The following is a 24,185-nucleotide window of genomic DNA, read 5'->3' as shown; positions in this document are numbered from 1 at the left end:
CCTAGAGCCGCGCTGAGGGCTACGGGGCACGCTCACTGCACTGCCGCAGGAGCCTGGGTAACGCGACCCGCCAGGAACGGGAACGAGCAGACCACGATGGTGCGGCTGCGTTGGCCGGCGGGCGCACACCGGCTGGGGCATGCAAGGCGTTGCTTCGCCGTTGCGGCGGACGCGCTATCGCCGTCCGCCGCAAGCGCGTTCAGGACTTGGTGTCGACGACGGCTTCGTGGAGCGGCTCCGGTTCTTCCTTGAGCGCCGCCTTGTGCACCTTGCCGCTGGCGGTGTAGGGCAACTCGTCACGGAACTCTACGTACCGAGGCACCTTGAACGGCGCCAGCCCCGCCTTGGCCCACGCGATGACCTGGTCGGCGGTGAGGTCCGCGCCGTCTTCAGGCACGATGATCACCTTGACCTCCTCTTCGCGGTCGGGGTCGGGTACCGGCACCGCGGCTATGTCGGAGACGCCCGGCATGCCGCCGATGTGGAGTTCGAGTTCGGCGGCGGAGATGTTCTCACCGCTGCGGCGGATCATGTCGCGAAGACGGCCCTTGTAGAAGTGCTGACCGTCGTGGTCCTTGACGGCGACGTCGCCGGTGCGGAACCAGCCGCCGGGCAGGAACAGTTCGGCATTGACGTCGGGTCGGTTGTGGTAGCCCAGCATCATGCCCGGGCCGCGGAAGCACAGCTCCCCCGGCGTGCCGGCCGGGACTTCGTTGAACTCCTCGTCCACGATCTTGGATTCTCGGTTGGGGAAGCAGAAGCCCATCGACCCGTTGCCCGCGAGGTCGTCGCGGTCGAAGGGGACCGCGGTGCCCGAGCCGATCTCGGTGCTGGCATAGCATTCGCGGGCCTTGATCCCGAACCGTTGGAGTATCGGGGCGTAGGCGTCACCGGGCATCCCGGCGACGGGGGCACGCCGCAGAGCCAGCGACCCGTCGCGCGGGTCCTCGGGGAACAGCAGGATGTCCTCGTCGATCCAGACGAAGTCGATGCGGTAGTCGTGCAGCCAGTCCATGAACTTGCGGCGGCTAAGGCCCGGGGTGATGTAGAGGGCGCCGCCCTTGAACAGCGCCATCATGAGGTAGGCCTGGTTCTGCATGTAGTAGAAGGGGTGGTCGGCCAGTATCCGGACGGCGTCCGGGTCGAGGGCCGCGCCGAAGATGCCCAACTCCGTCCAGTACTCATGCGTCAACAGGCAGCCCTTGGGCAATCCCGTCGTGCCGGAGGTGAACTGGATGTTGGTGACCTCGAGCGGGTCGATGTCGGTGCGGCGGGGCGTCGGAGGCGCGGCCAAGAGCTTCTCGTAGCTGAGCCCGGCCAGTTCGCCGGGTCCGATGGAGATGACACGCTGCAGGCCGATGGGGCCGACGCGTCCGTCCTCGGCGTGGGCTTCGATGAGGTCGTGGCTGCCGACGAGCCAGGTCGCGCCGGCGTCGCCGAGCACGAAGTCGATCTCGCGGACGGTGTACTTGGGATTGAGCGGGACGATCGCTGCGCCCGCCTCGACGATGGCGAGCCAGGCGATCGGGAACTCGATCTGGTTGCGCACGATCACCCCGACCTTGTCGCCGGGACGGACGCCCGCCGACTCCAGGCCAGAGCGAAAACCGGTTACGGCGGCCCGGAACTCGCTCCAGGTCAGCGAACGCTGCGCCCCCTCGATCTCATGGAGCGCCAGGCCGTCCGGCCATGCCTGTGCAGCGGCATCGAGGGCGTCGGGGATTGTCTTGCCGCGCAGTGACTGCTGGTGCGGTGTCAGAGCGGTGACGATCTGCGTCATAGGTGGTCCTTGGGGTCGGGAGGAGTCAGCGGGTGGGCTGGGCTGCGGCCGGGCCAGCGGTGTCGTCGGTGACCCACAGGGCGCGCTGCGTGGCGACGAAAGCCGGCTTGTCACGGCCCTGCACGTGGGCGGTGAGGTCGGTGACGACGAGGTGACCTTGCGGGGAGCGATCCACGACCTCGCGAACGGTCCCGGTGATGCGGAACCGGTCGCTGACGCGGACGACCGAGACGAAACGGACACGGTCGAGCCCGTAGTTCCAGGGCACGCAGCGGAAGTCCGCCACGAAAACGTGGTTGAGCAGGTAGTCGATCATTGCGAGGAGGTGAAAGCCCTCTACGAGCCCGTCGCCGTAGCCGTCGCCCTCCTGCTCCTCGTAAGGGTGGGGATAGCTGTCGAGATAAGTCGCGAACTCGAACTGGTCGGAGCGATCGCGGTCGACCGAGAACCAGGGGGTCGTGAAGGATCGGCCGACGATCGCCGGTAGGGCGGCGGGCGAGTCGACGTGGATCGTCACGACCTCCGAGGTGTCGCTGAGGTCCACACCCATATCTTATTCCTTTCGTTGTACAACGATTGTTATATCCTAGGGTCGTGAGTCGGCCAGCGCTCCGCCGCTTGTGGATTCAGGCGGTGCGGCGACGCGGACGCCAGCCAGGACGAGGTACCGCGTCGATCAGCGCCTGGGTGTAAGCCTCCTCGGGCGAATCCAGGAGGTCGGCCGTGCGTCCGGTCTCGACGAGACGCCCGTTCTTCAGGACGATGCAGGTGTCGCTGACCTGGCGGACGACGCCGAGGTCATGGGAGACGAACAGGTAGCTGATCTCGGTCTGTTCGCGGATGTCGGCCAGCAGGTTGAGCACCTGGGCCTGCACGCTGACGTCGAGGGCGGAGACCGCCTCGTCGAGGATCAGCAGCGCGGGCTCCAGCGCGAGTGCGCGGGCGATCGCGACGCGCTGGCGCTGGCCTCCCGACAGGGACGCCGGGTACTGCGCGGCATGCCGATCGTCGAGGCCCACCGACTCCAGGAGCTCCGTCGCGCGGGCCGAACGCTCGGCCTTGCGGCGCAGCCCGTGGATCTTCAGCAACTCGTGCAGGCCCGCCCCGATCGTTTGCCGCGGGTCGAGGGAACCGTAGGGGTCCTGGAAGACCATTTGCACGCCACGGCGAGAGGTGCCGGCGGTTCTCGGGGCGATGATTTCGACGGTGCCGTCAGAGGCCGTCTCCAGCCCGGCCACGATCCGGGCTGCCGTGGTCTTGCCTGAGCCTGACTCTCCGACGACCGCCAGGCACGAGCCGCGTTCGACCGAGAAACTGACGTCGCGCAGCGCCTCCCGGGACCCGCCGCTTCGGCTGTGGAAGGTCTTGCACAGCCCTTTGACGTCCACGACGAGGTCACGGTCGGAAACGGCGGTCATGGGGCGTGCTCCTTCAGCAGGTCTGCGATCTCCTCGACGCGGTGGCAGGCGACCGACCGGCCCTCAACGGTTCGGCGGTCAGGCCGTTCGGTGTGGCAGCGGTCCGTGGTGAAGGAGCAACGGGGCGCGAAGGGGCACCCCTTTCCCGCCTCGTAAGCCGCGACGGGCCGCCCCGGGATCGCGGTCGGTCGGCGGACTTCCGCCGTGGATGGCCGCGACTGGAGCAGGCCCGCGGTGTAGGGGTGCAGGGGCCGCCGGTAAATCTCGGCAGAAGTGCCGGACTCCACCACCGTGCCGGCGTACATGACCGCGAGCCGATCGGTGACGGCGGCTGCGAGGTCCAGATCGTGAGTCACGAACAGCATGGACACCTGCCGATCGCGAATCCGTTCCCCGAGGATCGCCATGACGTCGGACTGGACGGTGACGTCCAGCGCCGTCGTGGGTTCGTCGGCGAAGATCAGCCGCGGTGATGGGAGCAGCGCGGCAACGATCATGACGCGTTGGAGCAGACCGCCCGACAACTGGTGCGGGAACTGCCTCATACGCCGCTGAGCGTCGGTGATGCCGACGTCGGCCATCAGGTCGCAGGCCCGTTCAACCGCCTCGTCCTTCGTCATCTGGCCCGTGTGCACGACACCTTCGGTAATGAACTGGGCGATGGTGCGGGTGGGGTTGATGTGAGCACGGGGATCCTGGTGGATCAACGCCACCTCGCGGGAACGGTAGCGGGACAGGTCACGGCGGTTGAGTTTCAGGACGTCGCGCGCCCCGAACTCCACCTGTCCCTCAGCGGTGGCTCCGGGTGGCAGCAGCCGCATCGCGGCTTTGATCGTCATCGACTTGCCCGAGCCGGACTCTCCGACGAGGCCGATGGACTCGGCGGTGTCGAGACTCAGGGAGACGTCGCGCACCAAGGTGCGCTGCTCTCCGCGATGACGCACACGGACGTGCAGGTCGTGAATGTCGAGGAGGGGCGTTGGGGTCATCGACGGCCTCCAGATCTTGTTGACAGCTGCGCTCCGAGGACGTTGAAGGCGATGACCGTGACGACGATCAGGGTGCCCGCCACGAGGCTTTGCTGGAGGGCGCCGTCCAGCAGTTCCGAGCGGCCGTCGGACACCATGACGCCCCACTCGGCCTGCGGCGGCTGGACGCCCAGACCGATGAAGGAGACCGCGGCGAAGTCGGCCAGCGCCGTGCCGAACCCGTAGGTTCCCTGGGCGACGACGATCGGCATGACGTTGGGTGCCAGGTGTCGGAAACCGATTCGCCAGGAGGACATGCCGGCGAGCTGGAGGCTCTCCACGTAGCCCTGATGGCGTTCGCGAATCGCCACACTGCGCACGGCGCGCGCCATATAAGGCGTGTACACCACGCCGAGGGCGAGTACAGGGGCCCAGAAACCGGCACCGAACACAGCCGAGGACAGGACCGCCACCAGGATGCCGGGTACTGAGAACATGACGTTGAGAAAGCGGTTGGCCATTCGGTCGACCCATCCACCGTGCCACGCACTGAATATCGCCAGCGCCGTGCCGAGGACGGTGCTGATCAGGACGATCACAGCGGGGCCCGCGAAGCTGAGCCGGGCTCCGGCCAGGGCACGCGAGAGGATGTCGCGGCCGAGGGAGTCGGTACCCAGCAGGTGCCGGGCGCTCGGACCTTGGCCGGAGGACAGCACATCGGTGGCGTCCGGGTCGTACGGCGCGATCCACGGGCCGATGATCGCGAGGACCGCCAGGGCGCCCGCGACCACTGCCGAGGCGACCAGCGCGGGTCGGCCCATCGCGGCGAATCTGCGTCGGGTGACGTCCCCGACGGCTGCCAAGGTGACGGCCATCAGGACTTGGCCCTTTCTCGCGGATCCAGGGCGACCTGGATCAGGTCGATAACGGTGGTGACCAGGACGAACACGATCACGATGATGAGGCTGACCGCCGTCACGACCGGGTAGTCCTTGCTGGTGATGCTGCGGATCAGCAGCGCCCCGATGCCGTCGATGGCGAAGATCTGCTCGACGACCACGGTTCCGGCCACCAGGCCGGCGACCGCCAGTCCCGAGGCGGTGAGGACCGGCATGATGGCATTGCGGAGGGTGTGGTGGCGGAGCACGATGCCGCTGGGCACGCCGCGTCCGCGTGCGGTCACCACGTATTCCTTCTCGGACTCCTCGGCGACCGCGGCGGACGTCAACTGGGACACGTAGGCGCCATAGCCGATCGACAGGGCGACCGCCGGGAGCGTCAGATGCCAAATCCGGTCGGCGAAGCCGTCCCCGCTTCCGTAGGTGGGAAACCAGCCGAGCTTGACCGCGAAGACGCCGATCAGAGCGTTGGCGGCGACGAAACTCGGCACCGCGATGCCCAGGCCGACGAGCGCGGAGACCACGGCTCGCCCGCGAGCGCCGACGCCGCCGATCACGCCGAGCCCGATGCCGAGCAGCACCACCAGCAATGCCGCCATGGCCACGAGGAGGAACGTGGTCGCCAGGCGGGGCCCGATCAAGGCCGTGACGTCCTGGCGCGAGGTCAGCGAGACACCGAAGTCGCCGTGGAGGGCGCCGGTGAGCCAGTGCCAGTAGCGTTCGAGGAACGGGTCGTCCAGGCCCAGATCCTGGCGCAGGTTCGCGCGTGCCTGATCGGTGGCCTTCGCACCCAGGAGCTGGGCGACGGGATCGCCGGGTGCCACCGACAGACCGGCGAAGATGACCAACGACGCGGCCAGGATCGTCGCGACGGCCCCCAGTATCGTTGTGACGAACCGCCTCACCGTTCCATTGCGCGAGGTCGCCTCGCGGCGCGGTGCCGAGTTTTTCACTTCGCGGCGCCGATGTAGGCCATCTGCGGCATCGACCAGTACGCGAACGAGGTGACGGCGCCGGTCAGCCTGTTGTTGAGGAAGGTGGCGGTGTTGGTGGAGACCAGGGAGATCATGCCCGTCTGGGGCTCGTAGATCTCCTGCGCCTTGACGATCAGTTGCGCGCGCTCCTTGGCGTCAAAGGAAGACCTAGCCTCCTCCAGCAGCTTGGTGACCTGCGGGTTGTCGTACTCTGTGTAGTTGTAGGGCTGGTCGGGCAGCAGATCGAACCCCAGAGGCTCCAGCGGGTTCTGCTGGCTGTTGAAGCTCGCGCTGTAGATCAGGTCAATGCCCTTGCGTTTGCCGGCGTCGTAGCCGGCCTGGTCGAACACCAGCGGTTGCATCGACTGGATCTTGATTTTGACGCCGATCGCCTTGGCCTGCTGCTGGAACAGTTGCGCGATACGCGAGGCCGCTTGGTCGCCGCCCTGGATGGCCAGCACCAGCTCGCGGCCGTCATACGCGGACTCCTCGACCAGTTGCTTGGCGGCCTCGACGTCGTAGGACCGCGCGCTGCGCCACTTGTCATAGTCGGGCTGGTAGATACCGCGCTCAGCGGTGGGCCAGGTCACGGGCGTCAGTTGGGTGAAGTTGGGCTGGGCGGCTCCGTTGAAGACGACCCTGGCGATCGCCGCGCGGTCGACGGCCCGCTGGAAGGCGTCCCGAAGCTTCTGATCCTTCAAGGGCCCGTCTGGACGCGCCACGGCCAGCCCCATGCTCTGCGTGGAGGGGCCGAACACCAGACGACCGGCCTTGGACTGTGACAGCTTCGCCAGTGTCGACGTGGGCACCTGATAGGCACCGTCGATCTCACCGGCTTCCAGCGCCTGCGCCAGCGCGGTGTCGTCGGAGACGAACGTGAAGTCGACCTTGCCGGCCTCGGGCCTCAGCTCGGGGTTCCAGTAATCGTCGTTGCGGACGATCGTGACGCCGCTCCCGGCCCGCCACGAATCGAACTTGTACGGGCCGGTGCACATCAGGCCGCCGGTCGAGGTTCCGACCTTGTCGCCGGTCTTCTCCGCCCATGCCTTCTCGATCACGACACCGGACAGGGTGGCCAGGCTGTTCACGAACGTGGAGTCGGGCTTGGTGAACGCCACGGTGACCTCTCGGTCGCCAGTGACCTCGATGCTCTCGACGAAGATGAAGGCGTAGCCGATGGCCGACTCCTCGGCGGCGGAACGTTGCAGGCTGTAGGCGACGTCCTCGGCCGTGACGGGCTTGCCGTCCCAGAACCTCACGCCCTCGCGGACCGTCAGCTTCAATTCGGTCGGTGACACCTGGTCGAAGGTCGCCAGATTCGGGGAGACGTTGAAGGCCGCGTCCATCTTCAGTAGGCCCTCGCACATGTTGCGCACGATCTGGCCGGAGCCGTAGTTCACGGCGTTGCGCGGATCGAGGGTGTCGGGCTCACCGCCGACGTTCCAGGTGATCTCGTCGACCTCTCCCTGGGCGGCCGGCAGAGCCGAGACGAGATCGGACGCGCCGACCGGCGCGGGGGTCGTGTCGCCTCCGCCGCTGCACGCCGCGAGCGTGCTGCTCACGAGGAGCACTCCGACGGCCGATGCCAGCCCGCGCGCTGTCGAGGGGGTGAGTTTCATGCGGTCTCCTCCGTCAGGGCCGTCGAGCGGCCTGTGACCCACGTCATGCGCAACGTGTGACGGCGAAGATATAACCCACCACATAAAACATGCAACACATGAAGCCGGAGTTGACCGGATGGAAACACAGGTCTCGTCGGATCCGCCAAAGCAAAGCCGGCCCAACGATCAGATCGTCGGGCCGGCCGGGACTCAGAGCCGATACGAGGGCTCAGATCTCAGGGTGACGAGTGTGCCAGTCCGTCACGCGCTGGTAGCGCGCGGCCACCGACACCACGTCGGCGTCGGCCCAGAGTCGGCCGATGAACTGGAGGCCGATCGGCAGCCCGTCGGCGTCGAAGCCGCCGGGCACGGTGATCGCGGGGAGCCCGGCATGGCTGGGCGGCTCGGTCATCGAATGGATCAACAGGCCGAGCGGCGGCACCTCCTGGCCGTCGACCAGGCGGGTGGGGCCGTAGTCGCCGCCGTGCGGGAAGGCCGGGACGGGCGTCGTCGGCGTCACCATGACGTCGGCGCCGGTCATCGCGGTAACGAAGGCGTTGTAGATGTCGGTCTTACCGCGCCGGAAAGCAGCGCTGACCTGCCGTCCGGTGACGCCCTTGGCACGTTCGGCCAGTTCTTGGATCATCGGCCACAGCTCCAGGCCGCCGGCCCGCATCTCTTCGACGAACTCCAGGTACTCATAACCGTTGATGTGGTCGAAGAAGACCGACGTGTCCGGCAGCTCGATGCCGACCTCCACCACGGTGGCGCCCGCGGCGCGCATGTCCTGCAAAGCCTGGGTGAAGAGCCTGCGCACGTCGGGGTCGAGAACCTTCTGCCCCAGGTCATAGCAGGCGGCGATGCGCACCCCCGTCAGATCGCCCGGCGTGTTGGCGGCCTCGACGTAGTTGCGGGTGTCGCGCGGCACCGAGAAGCGGTCGGAGGGGTGGTGGCCGACGGTCGCCTCGAACACCAGCGCGGCGTCCAGCACGGTGCGCGCGATGGGGCCGTCGGTGGAGTCGCCGTCGGTGTTCTCCGCGGTGGGAATCCGGCCGATGGACGGCTTGATCCCCACGGCACCGCACAGCGACGACGGCACGCGGATGGACCCGCCGCCGTCCGAGCCCCAGGCGACCGGACCGACGCCCGCGACGACGGCCGCGGCCGCGCCGCCACTGGAGCCGCCCGCGTTGTAGCCCGGTCGCCAGGGAGTGCTCGTCGCACCGGTGAGCTTACTCTCGGTAACGCCCAGGAGCCCGAACTCGGGCGTGGTGGTCTTGCCCAGCAGGATGACTCCCTGCTCCTTGAGACGCGCCCACCCGATCGCGTCCTCCTCAGGCACGTACTCGGCGAAGGCGGTGCATCCGTAGGTGGTCCGCACGCCGGCCGTCTCGGCAAGGTCCTTGACCGTCATCGGCACACCGAACAGAGGCGGCAGCGCCTCTCCGGACCGCAACCGCCGCTCTGCCTCCTTCGCCTCCGCCCGCGCCTGATCGGCGGTGACGGTGACCATGATGTTCAGTGCCGGATCGACACGGTCCATCCGCTCGAGCACGGCATCGACCACTTCGACCGGCGATACGGCCCGGCGCCGATACAGGTCTCCGAGCTCTGCGGCGCTCTTCCAGTACAGCTCGCCGTCCGACATGCCGCCTCCCGGGGTTGAGGTTGATCCCGAGATTATGTATGACGCTTGTCGTGTAACACAACACATACGAACATCCTCGACCATAGAGGCCGAGAGCAATCCGACCACGAGCAAGACTGGCAGCAATGAAGGAGTTTGCTCAGGTCATCGAGCCCTCCGACTCTCACGGACCTCCTGTCGGAGCGTACGACACCACCTCGCACGACCACCCCCACACATCCCGCTCGTTATGTAACGTGGCGGATATTTCAATGGTAGTGTGCCGTCTCATCCGGCAAGGCCAACGTCCGTCAGACCCGGAGGAGACGCATGTCGGTTTCGTCCACCATCACCCCCGTCGCCTGGCCCGAGGACTTCCCGGGCACCTGGCAGGGGTGCCCGCGCGAGCCGCTGCTGACGGTCCTGGGGCATGGCATCGATATCCACGGCGACCGGCCCGTGCTGCTGTTCGAGGACGGCTTCACGATCACCGGTCACGAACTGCGCGAACGAGCCGAGCGGCTCGCCGGTCTGCTCGCGCGGTACCTCGGCGTGGGAGACCGGGTCGCCCTCGCGGTGGGCAACCGTGCGGAGTTCGTCATCGCCTACCTCGCGGTCCTCGCCAACCGCGCGGTGATCGTCTCGCTGTCGCCGCGGACCGGTCCGCACGACGCCCGATACGCGATCGAGGACTCCGGCTGCGTTCTCGCGATCACTGATGAGGACTCCCACGATGTTCTGGCCGCCCTCGTAGAGGAAGCGCCCCCGTTGCGCACGGTCATCAAGGTCGATGGCCCGGAACCGGCGGGTTTCGACCGGCTGATGAACGGTGTCGAGCCGGTCCGGTTCGCGGACGTCAGTGCGCGCGTCGACGAACTGGTCGACATCGGCTACACCTCCGGCACGACGGGCCTACCGAAGGCACTCGCCGGCGACCACGTCGAAACCCTCCGCTACATCGATGTACACCTGCGCCGTTCGCGGCTCTCGCAGGAGACGGATCGTCTGCTCATGCCGCTGCAACTGCACTACGGCGACCCGCTGTACTTCCTGTTCGCGGCGATGTGCTCGGGGGGCTCGCTTGTACTGATGCGCCGGTTCAGTGCGACCCGATTCTGGGACGTGGCCCGTTCCACGGGCGCCACCGCGATCCTCACCATCGGGTCGGTGCCGCAGATGCTCCTGAGCAGGCCCGAGAGCCCGGCCGACCGGGACCATTCGATTCGGCACGCCGTCGCGCTGGCCATCCCGCCCGACCGGCATGCCGAACTCGAACGTCGGTTCGGTTTCCCCTGGACCGAGGCGTACGGTTCTTCGGAGTCCGGGCCGGCGATCTCCATGCCGCCGCACGTCGCCCACGAGTTCGTCGGCACGGGCGCGCTGGGCATCCCGCTGCCGGACATCCGGGCGCGTTTGGTCGACGTGAACGGTGCCATCGTCGAAGGCCCCGGCTCGGGCGAACTCGAACTCGGTGGCGAAGTCACCTTCGGCGGCTACCTCAACGACCCCGAGGCGACCGCCGAAGTCCTGCACGACGGCTGGCTGCGCACCGGCGACCTGATGCGGCGGGACGAGCGGGGCGTCTACTACTTCCAAGGGCGCCGCAAGGAGGTCATTCGCCGCAGCGGCGTCAACGTGGCGCCCGCCGAGGTCGAGGCCGTCCTCCGTCGGCATTCCAGCGTCCTCGACGCAGCTGTGGTGCCGGTCCAGGACGAGGTCATGGGCGAGGAGATCAAAGCCTACGTCGAGCTCATCCCCGGCGCCGCGTTCGCCCCGGCCGAACTCGTCCGATTCTGCGCCGAGCGGCTCACCCCTCCGAAGGTGCCCCGCTACATCGAGCACCGTACTTCTCCGTTTCCCCGCACACCCTCTCAACGCATCCCCAAGAAGGAATTGATGATCGACGACGCGCACACCACCACCCACGCCTGGGACCGCACCGAGCACAGCGGAGGAGCCGCATGAACGAGGTGACGATCGAGAATCTCCCGCAGTCGGTGGGCCACATCATGGACGGCGCACCGTTCGTGTTGGGCGAAGAGGAACTGCGCGCCTTCGCCAAGAGCACCTGGCTCGACAAGGCCTATCCCGACGACATCCCCGAGTTCCCGCCCACGCTCGTCGAGGGCTTCCTGCTGCTCGGCATGCTCGACGCGGCCGCCAAACTCGCATCGCCCGCCTCGGCATCAACGATGTGGGGGCTCAACTACGGGTTGGACAGGGTGCGGTTCATCGCACCGGTGCACATGGGCCAGCGCGTGCTGTCGACCTACGAAACCCTCGCCGTCGAACCGAAGGACCGCGGCTACAAGGTGCTGCGTCGCTGCACCTTCACCGTCGACGGACAGGACGGTCCCGCGATGATCGCCGACTGGTGGAGCCTGGTCTACCCGCGGGGCACGGTCGAGCGGGCCCGGAGGCAGTCATGACTGTCGTACCCGCCACCGATCCGACACGTTCACTCGTCAACGCAGACCCCTCCCCCTTCTGGCTCCAGGACCCGGCGCGGCCGGAGCCCTTCCCGGCACTGGCCGGGGAAGAGCAGTGCGACCTCGTGGTGGTGGGCGGCGGGTATTGCGGGCTGTGGACGGCGCTGCTGGCCAAGGAACGGGACCCCGGTAGAGACGTCGTCCTCATCGAGGCCCGCGAGGTGGGCTGGGCGGCGTCCGGACGCAACGGCGGCTTCTGCTCGGCCTCTCTCACGCACGGCTTCGGCAACGGGCTCGCCAGATGGCCGGACGAATTGGCAGAGCTGGAACGCCTCGGTATGGAGAACCTCGACGCCATCGAGGAGACGCTGCGGCGCCACGGCATCGACTGCGGCTGGGAGCGCACCGGGGCGATCGACGTCGCCACGCAGCCTTACCAGGTCGGCGAGCTGCGCGAATTCGCCGAGACGGCACGGCACTTCGGCGTCTCCTGTCAGTTCCTCGGGACCGAGGAGGTCAGAGCCGAGGTCGCTTCGCCCACCTACCTCGCCGGCGTTCTCGACCGGCGCGGGACGGCGTTGGTCAATCCGGCCAAGCTCGCCTGGGGCCTGCGCGACGCCTGCGTCCGGCTCGGCGTGCGGATCTTCGAGCGCACTCCCGCGACCGGCCTGGGCAACCGCGGTGCGAGCATGGTCGTCACTACCGGCTACGGGCGAGTGGTGGCCCGCAGAGTCGCGCTGGCCACGAACGCCTTCCCGCCGCTGGTGCGCAAGGTGCGCCCGTTCGTCGTCCCTGTCTACGACTACGCCATGGTCACCGAGCCGCTGAGCAAGGCGCAACTGGACTCGATCGGATGGCGCAATCGCTATGGCATGTCCGACAGCGCGAACCAGTTCCACTACTACCGGCTCACCGCCGACGACCGGATCCTGTGGGGCGGCTACGACGCCGTTTACCACTACGGGTCACGGCTTTCGGGTGATCTCGACCAGCGTCCGGCCACCTTCCAGGTACTGGCCGCCAACTTCTTCCGAACATTCCCGCAACTGGAGGGTCTCCAGTTCACCCACACCTGGGGCGGAGTGATCGATACCTGCAGCCGGTTCTCGGCCTTCTTCGGCACCGCCGCCCAGAGCAGGGTCGCCTACGCTCTCGGCTTCACCGGCCTCGGGGTCGGCGCGACCCGGTTCGCAGCGCAGGTCATCCTCGACCGGCTCGACGGTCTGGACACCCCGCGCACCCGCCTCGACATGGTCAGGAGCAAACCCGTTCCGTTCCCGCCCGAGCCTTTCCGCTGGATCGGCATCGAACTCACCCGCCGCTCGATGGCAGCCGCCGACCGCAACGGCGGCCGTCGCAACCTCTGGCTCCGCACGATGGACACCCTCGGCCTCGGCTTCGACAGCTGACACCGGGCCGCGGTAAGGCGCGGTGCGATGCCGTACCCCCGCGGCCCCGAGTGCCAGGAGGGAGCAACACCTCGAACAGTTAAGGACGAAGGCGGACATGACGACGCCGCGACCGCTGCCGGCTCAAGCCGCACAGACCGCCGAGCACCCCGCCCGCTGGATCGCGCTCAGCGTCCTCGTGCTCGCCGTGCTCCTGATCGCCATCGACGCCACGGTCCTGGGCCTGGCCACCCCCTTCATCAGCGAGGACCTCAAGCCGTCCAGCACCCAGCTGCTGTGGATCGGCGACATGTACTCCTTCGTCCTGGCCGGGCTGCTGATCTCCATGGGCAGCCTCGGTGACCGCATCGGCCGCAAGAGGCTCCTGCTCATCGGCGCCGCAGGCTTCGGTGCCGCCTCCCTGCTCAACGCCTACGCCACCAGCCCGGAGTTGCTGATCGCGGCACGCGCCCTGCTCGGCGTGGCCGGCGCGACACTGATGCCGTCCACCCTGGCATTGATCCGCAACATCTTCACCGACTCGCGTGAACGTTCATTCGCCGTCGGCATATGGGCCTCCGGCGCCTCGGCCGGTGCGGCCCTGGGCCCGTTGGTCGGCGGAGCACTGCTGGAGCATTTCTGGTGGGGCTCGGTGTTTCTGATCAACCTGCCGGTGATGGCCGTGTTGGTCCTGGTCGGCGCCAGGCTCCTGCCGGAGTCGAAGAATTCGGCCGCAGGCCCGTGGGACCTGCCCAGCGTCTGCCTGTCCCTCATCGGCATGGCCGGTACGGTGTACGCGATCAAGGAGATCGCCTCACACGGATGGTCGCTCCCCACCGTCGCGGCGGGCGTGGCCGGTGCGGCCGCCCTGGTCTGGTTCGTCCGCCGACAGCGGGCGCTCCCCTCACCGCTGATCGACGTCCGTCTCTTCCGTCACCGCGGATTCTCCGCGGCCGTGGCCGCCGATCTGTTCGCCGTGCTGGGGCTGACCGGCCTGGTCTTCTTCCTCTCCCAGTACTTCCAGCTCGTCCAAGGCCGTTCCCCGTTCCAAGCGGGCCTGGCCGAAATGCCCGCTACCGCAGGCGCCGTGGTCACCAGCCTGCTGGCCGGGATCGCCATCCGCCGCAGCTCTGCCCGTACCGTCATCGCCGGCGGGCTCGCCTGCACCGGCCTGGCCCTCGCCCTGTTGACAAGCCTGGCGCGCGGCACCGGCTATGGGTTGCTCTTGGTGTCACTACTTCTCATCGGAATCGGGGCGGGCTTCGCATTCGCCGCCACCTCCGACGTGATCGTCTCCAGTGTGCCGATGAAACAGGCGGGCGCCGCCTCCGCCGTCGCCGAGACCGCCTACGAACTCGGCACAGCACTCGGCATCGCACTCCTGGGGTCCATCGTGACCGGCGTCTACCGGAACTTCACTCCGCCGGCCGGCACTCCGCCAGAGGCCGTCGACCAGGCCCGCGCCTCGATCGGTGGCGCGGCGGAGGCGGCCTCCACGCTCGGCGGTGTCCAAGGAGACACGTTGCTGTCGGCCGCCCAGGACTCCTTCGTCGCCGGTCTGCGCATCACCTCGGGTGTCAGCGCAGCGGTCCTGCTGGCCGCCGCTGTGGCGGCCTGGATAATGCTCAAAGGGATCGACGCGTCAAAAACGAACTGATCCACCGTGGGGATCAGCCGGAACGGTGCCGTTCCCGGTGTAGTTCGTCGGCGAGCAGGGCGACGTGCAACGACACCCGAACGTCCGGGTCGTCGAGTCGGACCCCCAGCACCGACTCGATCTTGGCCAGCCGCGCGTAGAAGGCGGGGCGTGACAGGTGGAGGCTGGCCGCGGCGTCGGATTTGCTGTTCGGATGCTGTGCCAAGGCGCGCAGCGCGCGAACGAGGTCGTCACCGTGCTTCTCGTCATGCATTCGCAAGGCGTCGAGTTCGCGTGAGACGAACAGTCGCAGCCTGTCATCTTCGGCCAAGAGTGCGAGGAGCCCACGGATGTGGACGTCCTCGAGCCGGTGCACGATGGGGCCTGCCCGCTCGTCCGGCACCGCATCGACGACTTGCCGGGCTTCACGCAGAGTCCGGTCGATGTGGGCTGTGGCGATCACCACGCGCCCGGCACCGATCGCGACGCGGCCCCGGGCCGCGATCTGCTCGGCCAGCCGATCGACGATGGCGTCCGCCGGTGCATTCGCGGGCAGGGAGATCACAGCGCGTAGGTCCCGGTCGACCTCGCTGACCAATGCCGTCACGCTGTGCTCGTTCAGCGCGTGAACGGTCGCGGCGAGGACGTCCTCCAGCACCGAGCGGACGGTCCCCCATCGGCACGCGACAGCCGCGCTCTACTCGGTTACATCCGGATCCTCGATGCTTGACTTGAGAACGCAACCGCAGGGATCGGTCTGTGACACCGAGCGTCGTCACCTACGGTTGTTCTCCATACGACGTCGGGCCATTTCTTACGGATACCCTGCCGGGTGATGCCCCATACAGCCTCCATCTGCTCATAGCTGGCGCCGTAGGAACCAGCGGTTGCCGCCGGGCCGCAATTGCCGACACTTCTCCCGAACTCCACAGCCAAAGGCCGTAGTGCGGCTAACGCCGTCGCCGGCTGACAGTCGCTGCGTCACGGCGATTGAGCGTGCGCTTACCAGGTGGTCTCGCGCCCCATGGACCCCCGCGCGCCGAAGCGCTCATTCGCGCGATGCCGCTTGCCACGCTGGGTCGTTCACGCGAATAAGCACTTCGGACCGTGTTGCCTCCGTACAGGTGGCCTGTGGTCCCGCCGGTCTGCCTCGGTCGTGCGGGGACGGCGTCCCACGGAGCCTCCAGGAGGCGAAGGAGGCATTCGAGGAGGGGGCCGTCTCGGACCTCTTCGGGGAGTCTATTCAGTTCGTACAGCGCACGACCGTGGAAGCCGTCGAAGCGGTACGTCACACCCGACCTTCCCAGCGCGGAGGGGTATAGCGGACGAAGGTGTCTTCCTTGCCCTGTAGCGCGTCCTGCACCGCCTCCTCGTAGCCGGGACGGTCGTAGGCGATGGCCCGCAGGCGCCACCGGCGTAGGAGGACTAGGACCTGCTTGACCGCGCCAGGTCGTGAGCGGCGTCGAGCGCCTCGTCGTACTCGGCCCGGAACTGGTCGCGGTGCGACGGCGGGAGCGCGTCGAAGATCGTCGCCGGATCCTCGCCGGGATCGCGCGGCGCGGTCGGCTCCTCGGGCCGAGCGGTCATGGTGCCCAATCTACCTGTGAGACGGCGCAGCGGGCGGGACTCCCGCGCACGGCCAAGCGGAGGCGCACGAGAGCAAGATCCGGAGCACGCGCGGAATGATCTTGGGTGTGACGGGGTGGGGTGGGGAGTTTGCACAGGTCGTTGCAGGTGCGGAGGCTTTGGAGAGCATCGGACTTCTAATCCGACGGTCGCGGGTTCGAATCCTGCCGGGCGCGCAACATCCTGACCTGCAGTCTTACCATCGACAAAATCTCAGTACCGGCCCTCTTCGCGGGCAGATCGGACCGGACCGCGGCGGGCGCGGGCCGGCCTCTCGGCCGGCTCCAGCGGGGCCGGTCGGTGCCGGGTCAGCGCTGGGTGCCGGTGGGTTCCAGGCGGGCCAGGACGTGGTCGAGGTCGGCGGCGAAGGTGTCCGGTCCCTCGCCGTCGGGGTCGCAGGCCTCCATGACGGCGTGGAGGGCGGCGAACGCGGCTCCGACGAGGGCGCGGGTGACGACGCGGCTTTCGGTGTCGGGGGCGCGGTCTGTGAGGACGTCGACGAGTCGGCGCTGGATGAGTTCCATCCGGTCGAGGTAGGCGGCGCGCAGTGCCGGGCTGGACTCGACGATCGAGTGCAGCAGCTTCGCCCGTGCGCGGTTCGCCTGTTCCCGGCGGGGGGCGACGACGACCTCGAAGGCGTGGCGCAGGGACGTCCACGGGCTCTCTTCGGCCGGACGCGACCGCAGGACGTCGACCATGTGCTCGCCTTGCCGGTCGTACTCGCCCAGGACCAGGTCCTCTTTCGTTCTGGCGTACCGGAAGAAGGTCCGCTGGGAGATGCCCGCACGCTCGGCGATGTCGTCGACCGTGGTCGCGTCGTAGCCCTGCTCGCGGAACAGGCTTTCCGCGACCGCGGTGATCTCGGCATGGACGGCACGACGGGCCACGTCGCGAACTCTGGACTCGGCCATACCCCCATGCTAGCAGCCCGCATCTTTGACAGTCACTGTCACGCGTGGCGTACGCTGGCAGCATGCCGGACCGGCGCAGGGCCCTGGCCTAACCGGCCCCGGCCCGGCCCGCATCGGCAGGCCGGCGACACGAACAGGAGAAATCCATGAACATCGCGGTCATCGGAACCGGCGACATCGGCAGCCAGCTCGCCCGCGCGCTCGCCCGCGCCGGCCACGCCCTCACCCTGGCCAACTCCCGCGGCCCGCACACCCTTCAGGAACTGGCCGACGAGCTCCACGCCCGCGCCGCCACCACCGCCGACGCCGTCGCGCAGGCCGACGTCATCGTGCTCTCGGTCCCCATCACGGTGATCCCCACCCTGGCCGAGACCCTGCGCCGGGCGCCCGCCTCCGCGGTGATCGTCGACATGTCCAACTACTACCCGCTCGCACACGGCGTCATCGAGGAACTCGAAGGCGCCACCCCCCAGAGCACCTGGATCAGCAGGCAGATCGGCCGCCCGGTCATCAAGGCGTGGAACACCGTGTTCTCCCTCACCCTCGCGACCCTGGGACGTGCTCCGGGCGAGCCCGACCGGATCGCCCTGCCCGTCGCCGGAGACGACGCCGCCGCCAAGAAGGTCGTGATGCAACTGGTCGAGGACACCGGGTTCGACGCCGTCGACGCCGGAGAGCTGGCCGAGTCCTGGCGCATGGAGCCCGGCTCCCCCGCCTACTGCACCGACCTCGACGCCACCACCCTGCGAGCCGCGCTCGCCCGCGCCGACCGCGCCCGCATGCCCGCCGACCGGGACACCCAGTCCCGCCTTGTCTACACGCCGGGCATCGGCGTCGACATGGTCAACGGCGCCCGGATCTACCGCGAGGTCACCAAGTAGCAGCCCGGCGAGCGCGAACCGCGCTCGCCGGCCAGCCGCCCGACCAGCCGGGCTGAGCACCGGTCACCAAGGCCCGGACTCAGCCCGCCACCAACGGAACCGATCCTCCTCGCGAGCCGATCGCCGCCGACCCGGGGTTCTCGTAGCAACAGCCGTAAATCCAACGAAGTTGCCGCTGACCTGCGAGGACTCTTCCACGGATCGGCTCTACCCAGACGATTCGATCCGAGCGTCTACCGAGCTCAGAGGCTGGTTTGTTGGATTCTCCGCGATTGCTGCAGGCCGCCGGGCTCGTCGAGCGGCTGCCCGCCGCGGGCCGCGTCGTCCGCGTCCGGCCGACCGCCGCCGGGCGGACGGCCGCGCGCACGATGCTCGCCGCGCGCGACGCCCCGCTGACCTGCGTCCTCGCCGGTCTGGACGACGGCGAACGCGAGCTGCTCGCCGCATTGCTCGGCAAGCTCCTCAGCCGCCTCTACGACGAGATCGGCGACGCCGAGGTCATGTGCCGCCTCTGCGACCGGGAATGCTGCACCGACGGCGCGGCCTGCCCGGTCGGGCAGGCCGACCGCCGGGCCCGGGGGGCGACATGACCGGTGCGACGCTCGCGCTCGGCTCGGCCGCCTGCTACGGCGTCGCCGACGTCGCCGGCGGGCTGCTGGCCCGCCGCGCCGACTTCCGGGCCGTCGCCCTCCTCGGCCAGGTCGGCGGGCTCGGCTGCGCGCTGGTCGCCGCGCTGCTGCTCCCGGCACCGGACGTCCGGTCCGAAGACCTGGCGTGGGGCGCGCTGTCGGGGGCCGGGACGGGCGCGGCCATGGCCTTCCTGTACCGGGGCATCGCGCGTGGCGCCATGAGCGTGGTCGTCCCCGTCAGCGCGGTCGGCGGGGTGGCGCTCCCCGCGGTCGCCGGAGTCGTCCTGCTCGGCGACCGCCCCTCGGCCACGGCCTGGACGGGCATCGCCGTGGTGCTGCCCGCGCTGTGGCTGGTGTCGCAATCCCCCCCGGACGAACGGGACCCGGTGCGGGCCGCGCTGCGGGACGGGCTCGTCGCGAGCGTCGGCATCGGGGTGCAGTACCTCGCCCTCGCACAGGCGGGCGACGAGTCCGGCGCCTGGCCGGAGCCGCGGCGGCCGTCCTCCTGCTGACGCTCGCCTGACGCGGAGGCGTCGCTTGTCACGGTCTGTGCCGCTGCACGGCTCGCCCGTGGATGCGTTCAGGGCCGCGAGCGAGGTGCTCCGGACCCTCACTGCTCCTCGTTGGGGTCGTCGTCCGGGGGAACTTCTAGGGTTCCTTCGGTCCGGGGAGGGCTACTCGGCCGCGCGCCACTGCTCGGCGGGCGACACGCCGGGGAGCGGCTTGCCGATCAGCGCGAGCGGCGTGAAGAACCCGACCTGCCCGATCGCCATCGCCAGCGTCGCGAGGGCCTTGTCGTCGTAGTGCTCGGACGCCTCCGCGTACAGCGCGTCGGGGACCCGCTCGCCGCCCGCGGCGGGCGTGAGGACGGCCTCGGTCAGCGCGAGCGCCGCCCGCTCGGCGCCGGTGAAGTACGGCGCGTCCCGCCAGGACGCCACCGCAGTGATCCGCTCCTCCGGCTCCCCGGCCTTGCGGAGGTTCCCGGAGTGCAGGACGGTCAGGTAGGTGTTGCCGGCGAGCTGACCGGCGCGCAGCTGCACCAGCCCGACGGTCGTCTGCGGGATCGAGCCGTTCCCGACGGCCTTGAACAGGGCGCCGCCGACGGCTCCGAGCTCGGGGACGAGCTGCTGCGGGTTCGGCAGCCGGGAGGCGGTGGTCGCGGAAGCGCTCATGGTCGGTCTCCTTCACAGTGGCGTTTCGCTCTGACACCGCACTGACGAAGGGAACCGGACGGATGTGACCGGCCCGTCCGAAAAACTTTTCCGAGGGCCGCCCCGTTGGCCCGTCCGGCCGCGTGACCGCGCGGTGACCGGGACGAGAGCGACCGGGGAAAGGCTGCCCCGTGTCGGGTCCACGCCCTTTCCGAGGAGTGCAGAACATGCCCCCCAGCACGCCTGACTTCGGTCCGCAGATCGACCCCTACTCGCGGTTCGAGGGCCAGCGGGACTGCGACCCGCCGGCGAAGCCGGGAACGGCGGCGTTCCGCGCCCTGGTGCTCGACGCCTACCCGGGCACCCGGGACATGGGCATCAGCAGGGAATGCCGCAGGGGCGGCCCCAGCGAGCACAAGGAGGGGCGCGCCTGGGACTGGGGAGTGGACGTCCACACCCAAGGGCACATCGTGTCCGAACTCATCGACTGGCTCCTGGCCACGGACCGGCACGGCAACCCCCACGCGCTCGCCCGCCGCTTCGGGATCATGTACGTGATCTGGAACCGCCGCATCTGGGAGGCGTACCGCCACGGCGCCGGCTGGACGCCGTACACCGGGGACAACCCGCACACCGATCACGTGCACTTCAGCTTCAACTGGGCAGGCGCCCGCAAGGAGACCACGTGGTGGACCACGTCCCCGTGGACTCCGCGGGTGAGCGTGGGTGTGCCGTCGGTGGTGGATCACGGTTCGGGGATGGTGGTGTTCGGTGTCGATGGGTCGGGCGGGGTGATTCATCGGTGGCAGAACGCGCCGGGTGGTGCGTGGTCGGAGTGGACGTCGCTGGGTCGTCCGGCGGGTGCGGCGGTGGGCCGTCCGTGGGCGCTGGTGGGGCGTTACGGCAAGCTGGTGGTGTTCGTCCGTGGCGATGACGGCGCGTTGTGGCACACCTGGCAGTCGGAGGCGGGCGAGTGGGCTCCGAGCTGGGTGTCGCTGGGTGGTCGTCTGGCGAGTGACCCGGCGGTGGTGCTGAGCCCGAACGGTGCGCTGTCGGTGTTCGCCCGGGATCCCGGTGGGCGCGTCACCCACACCTGGCAGCGGGGCCCTGAGCACGGTCACGCGTGGAACGACTCGTGGGTCGACATGGAGGGCGCGGTGGAAGGGCGGCCCACGGTCCTGGTTGGCCGGGACGGCGGCATGGTCCTGTTCGCTCGCGGTGCCGATGGCGGTCTGCATCATCGTTGGCAGACCGGCACGGGCGGCCCCTGGTCGGGCTGGACGCCGTTGCACGGGCACCTGACCAGCGACCCGGCGGTGGTACTGAGCCCGAACGGTGCGCTGTCGGTGTTCGCCCGCGATCCCGATGGGCGCGTCACCCACACCTGGCAGCGCGGCCCTGAGCACGGTCACGCGTGGAACGACTCGTGGGTCGACATGGAAGGCGCGGTGGAAGGACGACCCACGGTCCTGGTTGGCCGGGACGGTGGCATGGTGCTGTTCGCACGCGGTGCGGACGGCGGGTTGCATCATCGCTGGCAGACCGGCACCGGCGGCCCCTGGTCGGGCTGGACGCCCCTGCACGGGCACCTGACCAGCGACCCCGCAGTCGTCCTCAACCCCAGCGGCGACCTGTCGGTCTTCGGACGCGCGCCAGACGGACACCTCACCCACACCTGGCAGCGCGGTCCGCAACATGGTCACGCGTGGAACGACACCTGGGTCGACATGCAAGGGGACCTCGCCCCCGACCTGGCCGCAACCACAAGGGTCGCATCAGCACGGCCCTGCCATGTCCCGCCCGATCGCGACCTTGAGGTGACCAAGGCCGTCTACATCGTCGGCCGCGACCTCAAGGTCTCCGACAAGGTGATGCTCGCCGGGTTCGAAGCCGGATGGGTCGAGTCCCACATGAACAACCTGCCGTGCGGGGACCTGGACTCCCTCGGAGTCTTCCAGCAACGCCCCAGCCAGGGCTGGGGGACGCCGCAGCAGATCATGCACGTGCCCTACGCGGCCGAGCAGTTCTTCGTCCGCGCCGTACGCGTCGAGCGGAAGTTCCCCCACCTCTCCGCTGGGCTGACGGCGCAGGAGGTCCAGCGCTCGGCCTTCCCGGCGCGCTACGACCAGGCCGAGCCGAAGGCACGGGAACTGCTCAGGGAGGCCCGCGCCGCGGTCGGCACACCCCCGCGATGGGCTTCGCGGGTGAGTGTGGGTGTGCCGTCGGTGGTGGATCACGGTTCGGGGATGGTGGTGTTCGGTGTCGATGGGTCGGGCGGGGTGATCCATCGGTGGCAGAACGCGCCGGGCGGTGCGTGGTCGGAGTGGACGTCGCTGGGTCGCCCGGCGGGTGCGGCGGTGGGCCGTCCGTGGGCGCTGGTCGGGCGTTACGGCAAGCTGGTGGTGTTCGTCCGTGGCGATGACGGCGCGCTGTGGCACACCTGGCAGTCGGAAGCCGGGGAGTGGGCTCCGAACTGGGTTTCTCTGCACGGTCGGCTGGCAAGCGACCCGGCGGTCGTCCTGAGCCCGAACGGTGCGCTCTCGGTGTTCGCCCGCGCCCCTGAGGGGCGCATCACCCACACCTGGCAGCGCGGTCCCGAGCACGGCCACGCGTGGAACGACGCCTGGGTCGACATGGAAGGTGCGGTGCAGGGACGGCCCACGGTCCTGGTCGGGCGGGACGGCGGCATGGTCCTGTTCGCTCGCGGTGCCGATGGCGGCCTGCACCACCGCTGGCAGACCGGCACGGGCGGCCCCTGGTCGGCCTGGTCACCCCTGCACGGGCACCTGACCAGCGACCCGGCGGTGGTACTGAGCCCGAACGGTGCCCTGTCGGTGTTCGCCCGCGATCCCGATGGGCGCGTCACCCACACCTGGCAGCGCGGCCCTGAGCACGGCCACGCGTGGAACGACTCGTGGGTCGACATGGAAGGTGCGGTGGAAGGACGGCCCACGGTCCTGGTCGGCCGGGACGGCGGCATGGTCCTGTTCGCGCGCGGTGCCGATGGCGGCCTGCACCACCGCTGGCAGACCGGCACCGGCGGCCCCTGGTCGGGCTGGACGCCCCTGCACGGGCACCTGACCAGCGACCCCGCAGTCGTTCTCAACCCCAGCGGCGACCTGTCGGTCTTCGGACGCGCGCCAGACGGACACCTCACCCACACCTGGCAGCGCGGTCCCGAGCACGGTCACGCGTGGAACGACACCTGGGTCGACATGCAAGGGGACCTCGCGCCCGACGCCGACGGTCGCTCGGCACCGGCCGGCGCGGTGCGGTGATCGGGCCGCCGGTGGCTCAGGCGCGATCGGTGACGCGGTCTCGGTGGGTGGCGTCCGGACGGGCGTGCGCGGACGCCGTTCGGTTCGGGCGAGAACCCCGGCGACGAGGCGATGGCGAGGCCGGCGGCGCCGAGCGCGCCGCCGACCCAAAACGGCGAGGTGTAGCCGAGCCCCGCGTCGATGGCGAGCCCGCTGAGGAAGGGCCCCAGAGCGTTGCCCAGGTTGAACGCGCCGATGTTGGCGGCGGACGCGAGCGCGGGGGCGCCCTCGGCCGCCTCCAGCATGCGCGTTTGGAGCGGCGGCACCGACGCGAACCCGAGGAAGCCGAACAGGACGACCGCGCGCGGGGGTCCGTGGCCTCGTTCGGCGATCGGGTGCCGGCGCTGGTTCCCCCGCGTGAGCGGGGGTGATCCGAATCCCGACGCGGCGCCTCCGCTGCCCTTCCCGTTTTCCCCAAGCGTGCGGGGGTGATCCGAGGCATTCCCCGCTACTCAACTCGCAATGGCGGTTTCCTCGCAGCGCGCGAAGGTGGTCCGACCGGCACAACCGCGCCCCGTTTCGACCCATCGGGTGCCCGCGCGAGCAGCCTTGACCCATGTCGATCAGCGTCAAACGTCGGGCCTCGCAGTCTGGGGTCTGCGCCTGCCCGAGCAGATGGCGACGCCACGCGGCCGACCTGGATCAGCCGGCTGAACCGGGAGGTGCGCGCCGCAGCCCGGCTGAAGCGTTCGGGGATCAGCGTCGTGCGCGGCCGCATCACCGGGCAAGAACGGCGTCCTCGCATCGTCTGGAATTGGTGCGTGGGTGTCCTCTCCACCAGCGAGCTCGCCCAACACTCGGACACGAAGCCTTAGAGTACACAGTCGGCCACTCTCTGTGTAAAAGTTGTGGTCACGGTCGTCCAACTCTCTTGAAAGGCGCTGTCCGTCCCACGAGGAGGGGCTGTAGGGCGAGCCTGCACAGCGGCGCGGCCTGCGGACCCGCTGAAG

19 protein-coding genes, 1 tRNA gene and 1 pseudogene are annotated in these 24,185 nt (G+C 69.2%); 9 read left to right on the top strand and 12 right to left on the bottom strand.

Annotated elements, in window-relative coordinates; all coding sequences use genetic code 11:
• Positions 1-199 precede the first annotated feature (199 nt).
• The 8 genes from AB0L25_RS20615 to AB0L25_RS20580 all read right to left on the bottom strand — a co-directional run bounded on the left by AB0L25_RS20615 (position 200) and on the right by AB0L25_RS20580 (position 9,288).
• Entirely contained in the window at positions 200-1,780 is a 1,581-nt protein-coding gene (locus AB0L25_RS20615; protein ID WP_500174246.1) for a class I adenylate-forming enzyme family protein, read from the bottom strand.
• A gap of 25 nt (positions 1,781-1,805) precedes the next feature.
• Complete coding sequence (locus tag AB0L25_RS20610; RefSeq protein WP_500174245.1) at positions 1,806-2,324, bottom strand: hotdog family protein; 519 nt, start codon at positions 2,322-2,324, stop codon at positions 1,806-1,808.
• An 82-nt stretch (positions 2,325-2,406) separates the two neighbouring features.
• Entirely contained in the window at positions 2,407-3,198 is a 792-nt protein-coding gene (locus AB0L25_RS20605) for an ABC transporter ATP-binding protein (protein ID WP_500174244.1), read from the bottom strand.
• The gene (locus AB0L25_RS20600; RefSeq protein WP_500174243.1) at positions 3,195-4,187 is read right to left on the bottom strand and encodes an ABC transporter ATP-binding protein; all 993 of its coding nucleotides are present in this window, start codon (positions 4,185-4,187) and stop codon (positions 3,195-3,197) included. The genes AB0L25_RS20605 and AB0L25_RS20600 overlap by 4 nt, the downstream gene beginning before the upstream one ends.
• Entirely contained in the window at positions 4,184-5,041 is an 858-nt protein-coding gene (locus tag AB0L25_RS20595) for an ABC transporter permease (RefSeq protein WP_500174242.1), read from the bottom strand. Before AB0L25_RS20595 ends, AB0L25_RS20600 begins: the two co-directional genes overlap by 4 nt.
• Positions 5,041-5,970 carry an ABC transporter permease gene (locus tag AB0L25_RS20590; RefSeq protein WP_500174241.1) on the bottom strand — a complete coding sequence of 310 codons (930 nt, stop codon included), beginning with the start codon at positions 5,968-5,970 and terminating at the stop codon, positions 5,041-5,043. Before AB0L25_RS20590 ends, AB0L25_RS20595 begins: the two co-directional genes overlap by 1 nt.
• 44 nt (positions 5,971-6,014) lie before the next feature.
• Entirely contained in the window at positions 6,015-7,658 is a 1,644-nt protein-coding gene (locus AB0L25_RS20585; RefSeq protein ID WP_500174240.1) for an ABC transporter substrate-binding protein, read from the bottom strand.
• A 211-nt stretch (positions 7,659-7,869) separates the two neighbouring features.
• Positions 7,870-9,288 (bottom strand): amidase, encoded by a 1,419-nt coding sequence (locus AB0L25_RS20580; protein ID WP_500174239.1) that lies wholly within the window; start codon positions 9,286-9,288, stop codon positions 7,870-7,872.
• A gap of 309 nt (positions 9,289-9,597) precedes the next feature.
• Here AB0L25_RS20580 and AB0L25_RS20575 point away from each other — a divergent pair, with 309 nt between their 5' ends.
• The 4 genes from AB0L25_RS20575 (at position 9,598) to AB0L25_RS20560 (ending at position 14,741) form a co-directional block, all read left to right on the top strand.
• Positions 9,598-11,232 (top strand): class I adenylate-forming enzyme family protein, encoded by a 1,635-nt coding sequence (locus tag AB0L25_RS20575; RefSeq protein WP_500174238.1) that lies wholly within the window; start codon positions 9,598-9,600, stop codon positions 11,230-11,232.
• The gene (locus AB0L25_RS20570) at positions 11,229-11,696 is read left to right on the top strand and encodes a hotdog family protein (RefSeq protein ID WP_500174237.1); all 468 of its coding nucleotides are present in this window, start codon (positions 11,229-11,231) and stop codon (positions 11,694-11,696) included. The genes AB0L25_RS20575 and AB0L25_RS20570 overlap by 4 nt, the downstream gene beginning before the upstream one ends.
• Positions 11,693-13,105 carry an NAD(P)/FAD-dependent oxidoreductase gene (locus AB0L25_RS20565; RefSeq protein WP_500174236.1) on the top strand — a complete coding sequence of 471 codons (1,413 nt, stop codon included), beginning with the start codon at positions 11,693-11,695 and terminating at the stop codon, positions 13,103-13,105. Before AB0L25_RS20570 ends, AB0L25_RS20565 begins: the two co-directional genes overlap by 4 nt.
• A 97-nt stretch (positions 13,106-13,202) precedes the next feature.
• On the top strand, positions 13,203-14,741 hold the full coding sequence (locus AB0L25_RS20560; protein WP_500174235.1) for an MFS transporter: 1,539 nt from the start codon (positions 13,203-13,205) through the stop codon (positions 14,739-14,741).
• 13 nt (positions 14,742-14,754) lie between these two features.
• Here the strand turns inward: AB0L25_RS20560 and AB0L25_RS20555 are convergent, their stop codons facing one another.
• Together AB0L25_RS20555 and AB0L25_RS20550 are read right to left on the bottom strand one after the other, a co-directional pair.
• Positions 14,755-15,378, bottom strand: coding sequence for a PucR family transcriptional regulator (locus AB0L25_RS20555; protein WP_500174234.1), 624 nt, complete (start codon positions 15,376-15,378; stop codon positions 14,755-14,757).
• A 767-nt stretch (positions 15,379-16,145) separates the two neighbouring features.
• Positions 16,146-16,307: a DUF6247 family protein gene (locus AB0L25_RS20550; RefSeq protein WP_500174233.1), complete on the bottom strand. Its 162-nt coding sequence runs from the start codon at positions 16,305-16,307 to the stop codon at positions 16,146-16,148.
• 149 nt (positions 16,308-16,456) lie between these two features.
• On the opposite strand from AB0L25_RS20550, the gene AB0L25_RS20545 reads away from it, so the two are divergent.
• Positions 16,457-16,522, top strand: a tRNA-Arg gene (locus AB0L25_RS20545).
• A gap of 132 nt (positions 16,523-16,654) precedes the next feature.
• On the opposite strand, the gene AB0L25_RS20540 is transcribed toward AB0L25_RS20545, so the two are convergent.
• Positions 16,655-17,257 carry a TetR family transcriptional regulator gene (locus AB0L25_RS20540; protein WP_500174232.1) on the bottom strand — a complete coding sequence of 201 codons (603 nt, stop codon included), beginning with the start codon at positions 17,255-17,257 and terminating at the stop codon, positions 16,655-16,657.
• A gap of 134 nt (positions 17,258-17,391) precedes the next feature.
• Here AB0L25_RS20540 and AB0L25_RS20535 point away from each other — a divergent pair.
• The 3 genes and pseudogenes from AB0L25_RS20535 to AB0L25_RS20525 form a co-directional block, all read left to right on the top strand.
• Positions 17,392-18,138, top strand: a pseudogene (locus AB0L25_RS20535) (NADPH-dependent F420 reductase); the annotation flags it as partial.
• Positions 18,139-18,395: 257 nt separating this feature from the next.
• Positions 18,396-18,728, top strand: coding sequence for a winged helix DNA-binding protein (locus AB0L25_RS20530; RefSeq protein WP_500174231.1), 333 nt, complete (start codon positions 18,396-18,398; stop codon positions 18,726-18,728).
• Positions 18,725-19,279: an EamA family transporter gene (locus tag AB0L25_RS20525; protein ID WP_500174230.1), complete on the top strand. Its 555-nt coding sequence runs from the start codon at positions 18,725-18,727 to the stop codon at positions 19,277-19,279. Before AB0L25_RS20530 ends, AB0L25_RS20525 begins: the two co-directional genes overlap by 4 nt.
• Positions 19,280-19,441: 162 nt before the next feature.
• On the opposite strand, the gene AB0L25_RS20520 is transcribed toward AB0L25_RS20525, so the two are convergent.
• Positions 19,442-19,939 (bottom strand): carboxymuconolactone decarboxylase family protein, encoded by a 498-nt coding sequence (locus AB0L25_RS20520; protein ID WP_026405180.1) that lies wholly within the window; start codon positions 19,937-19,939, stop codon positions 19,442-19,444.
• 206 nt (positions 19,940-20,145) lie between these two features.
• Here AB0L25_RS20520 and AB0L25_RS20515 point away from each other — a divergent pair, with 206 nt between their 5' ends.
• Complete coding sequence (locus AB0L25_RS20515; protein WP_500174229.1) at positions 20,146-23,196, top strand: PLL family lectin; 3,051 nt, start codon at positions 20,146-20,148, stop codon at positions 23,194-23,196.
• The last annotated feature ends 989 nt before the right edge of the window (positions 23,197-24,185 follow it).

The sequence above is a fragment of the Spirillospora sp. NPDC052242 genome, from assembly GCF_040679555.1.
In the GTDB taxonomy this organism is placed as follows: domain Bacteria; phylum Actinomycetota; class Actinomycetes; order Streptosporangiales; family Streptosporangiaceae; genus Spirillospora.
This window is presented reverse-complemented; position numbering and strand designations above follow the sequence as displayed.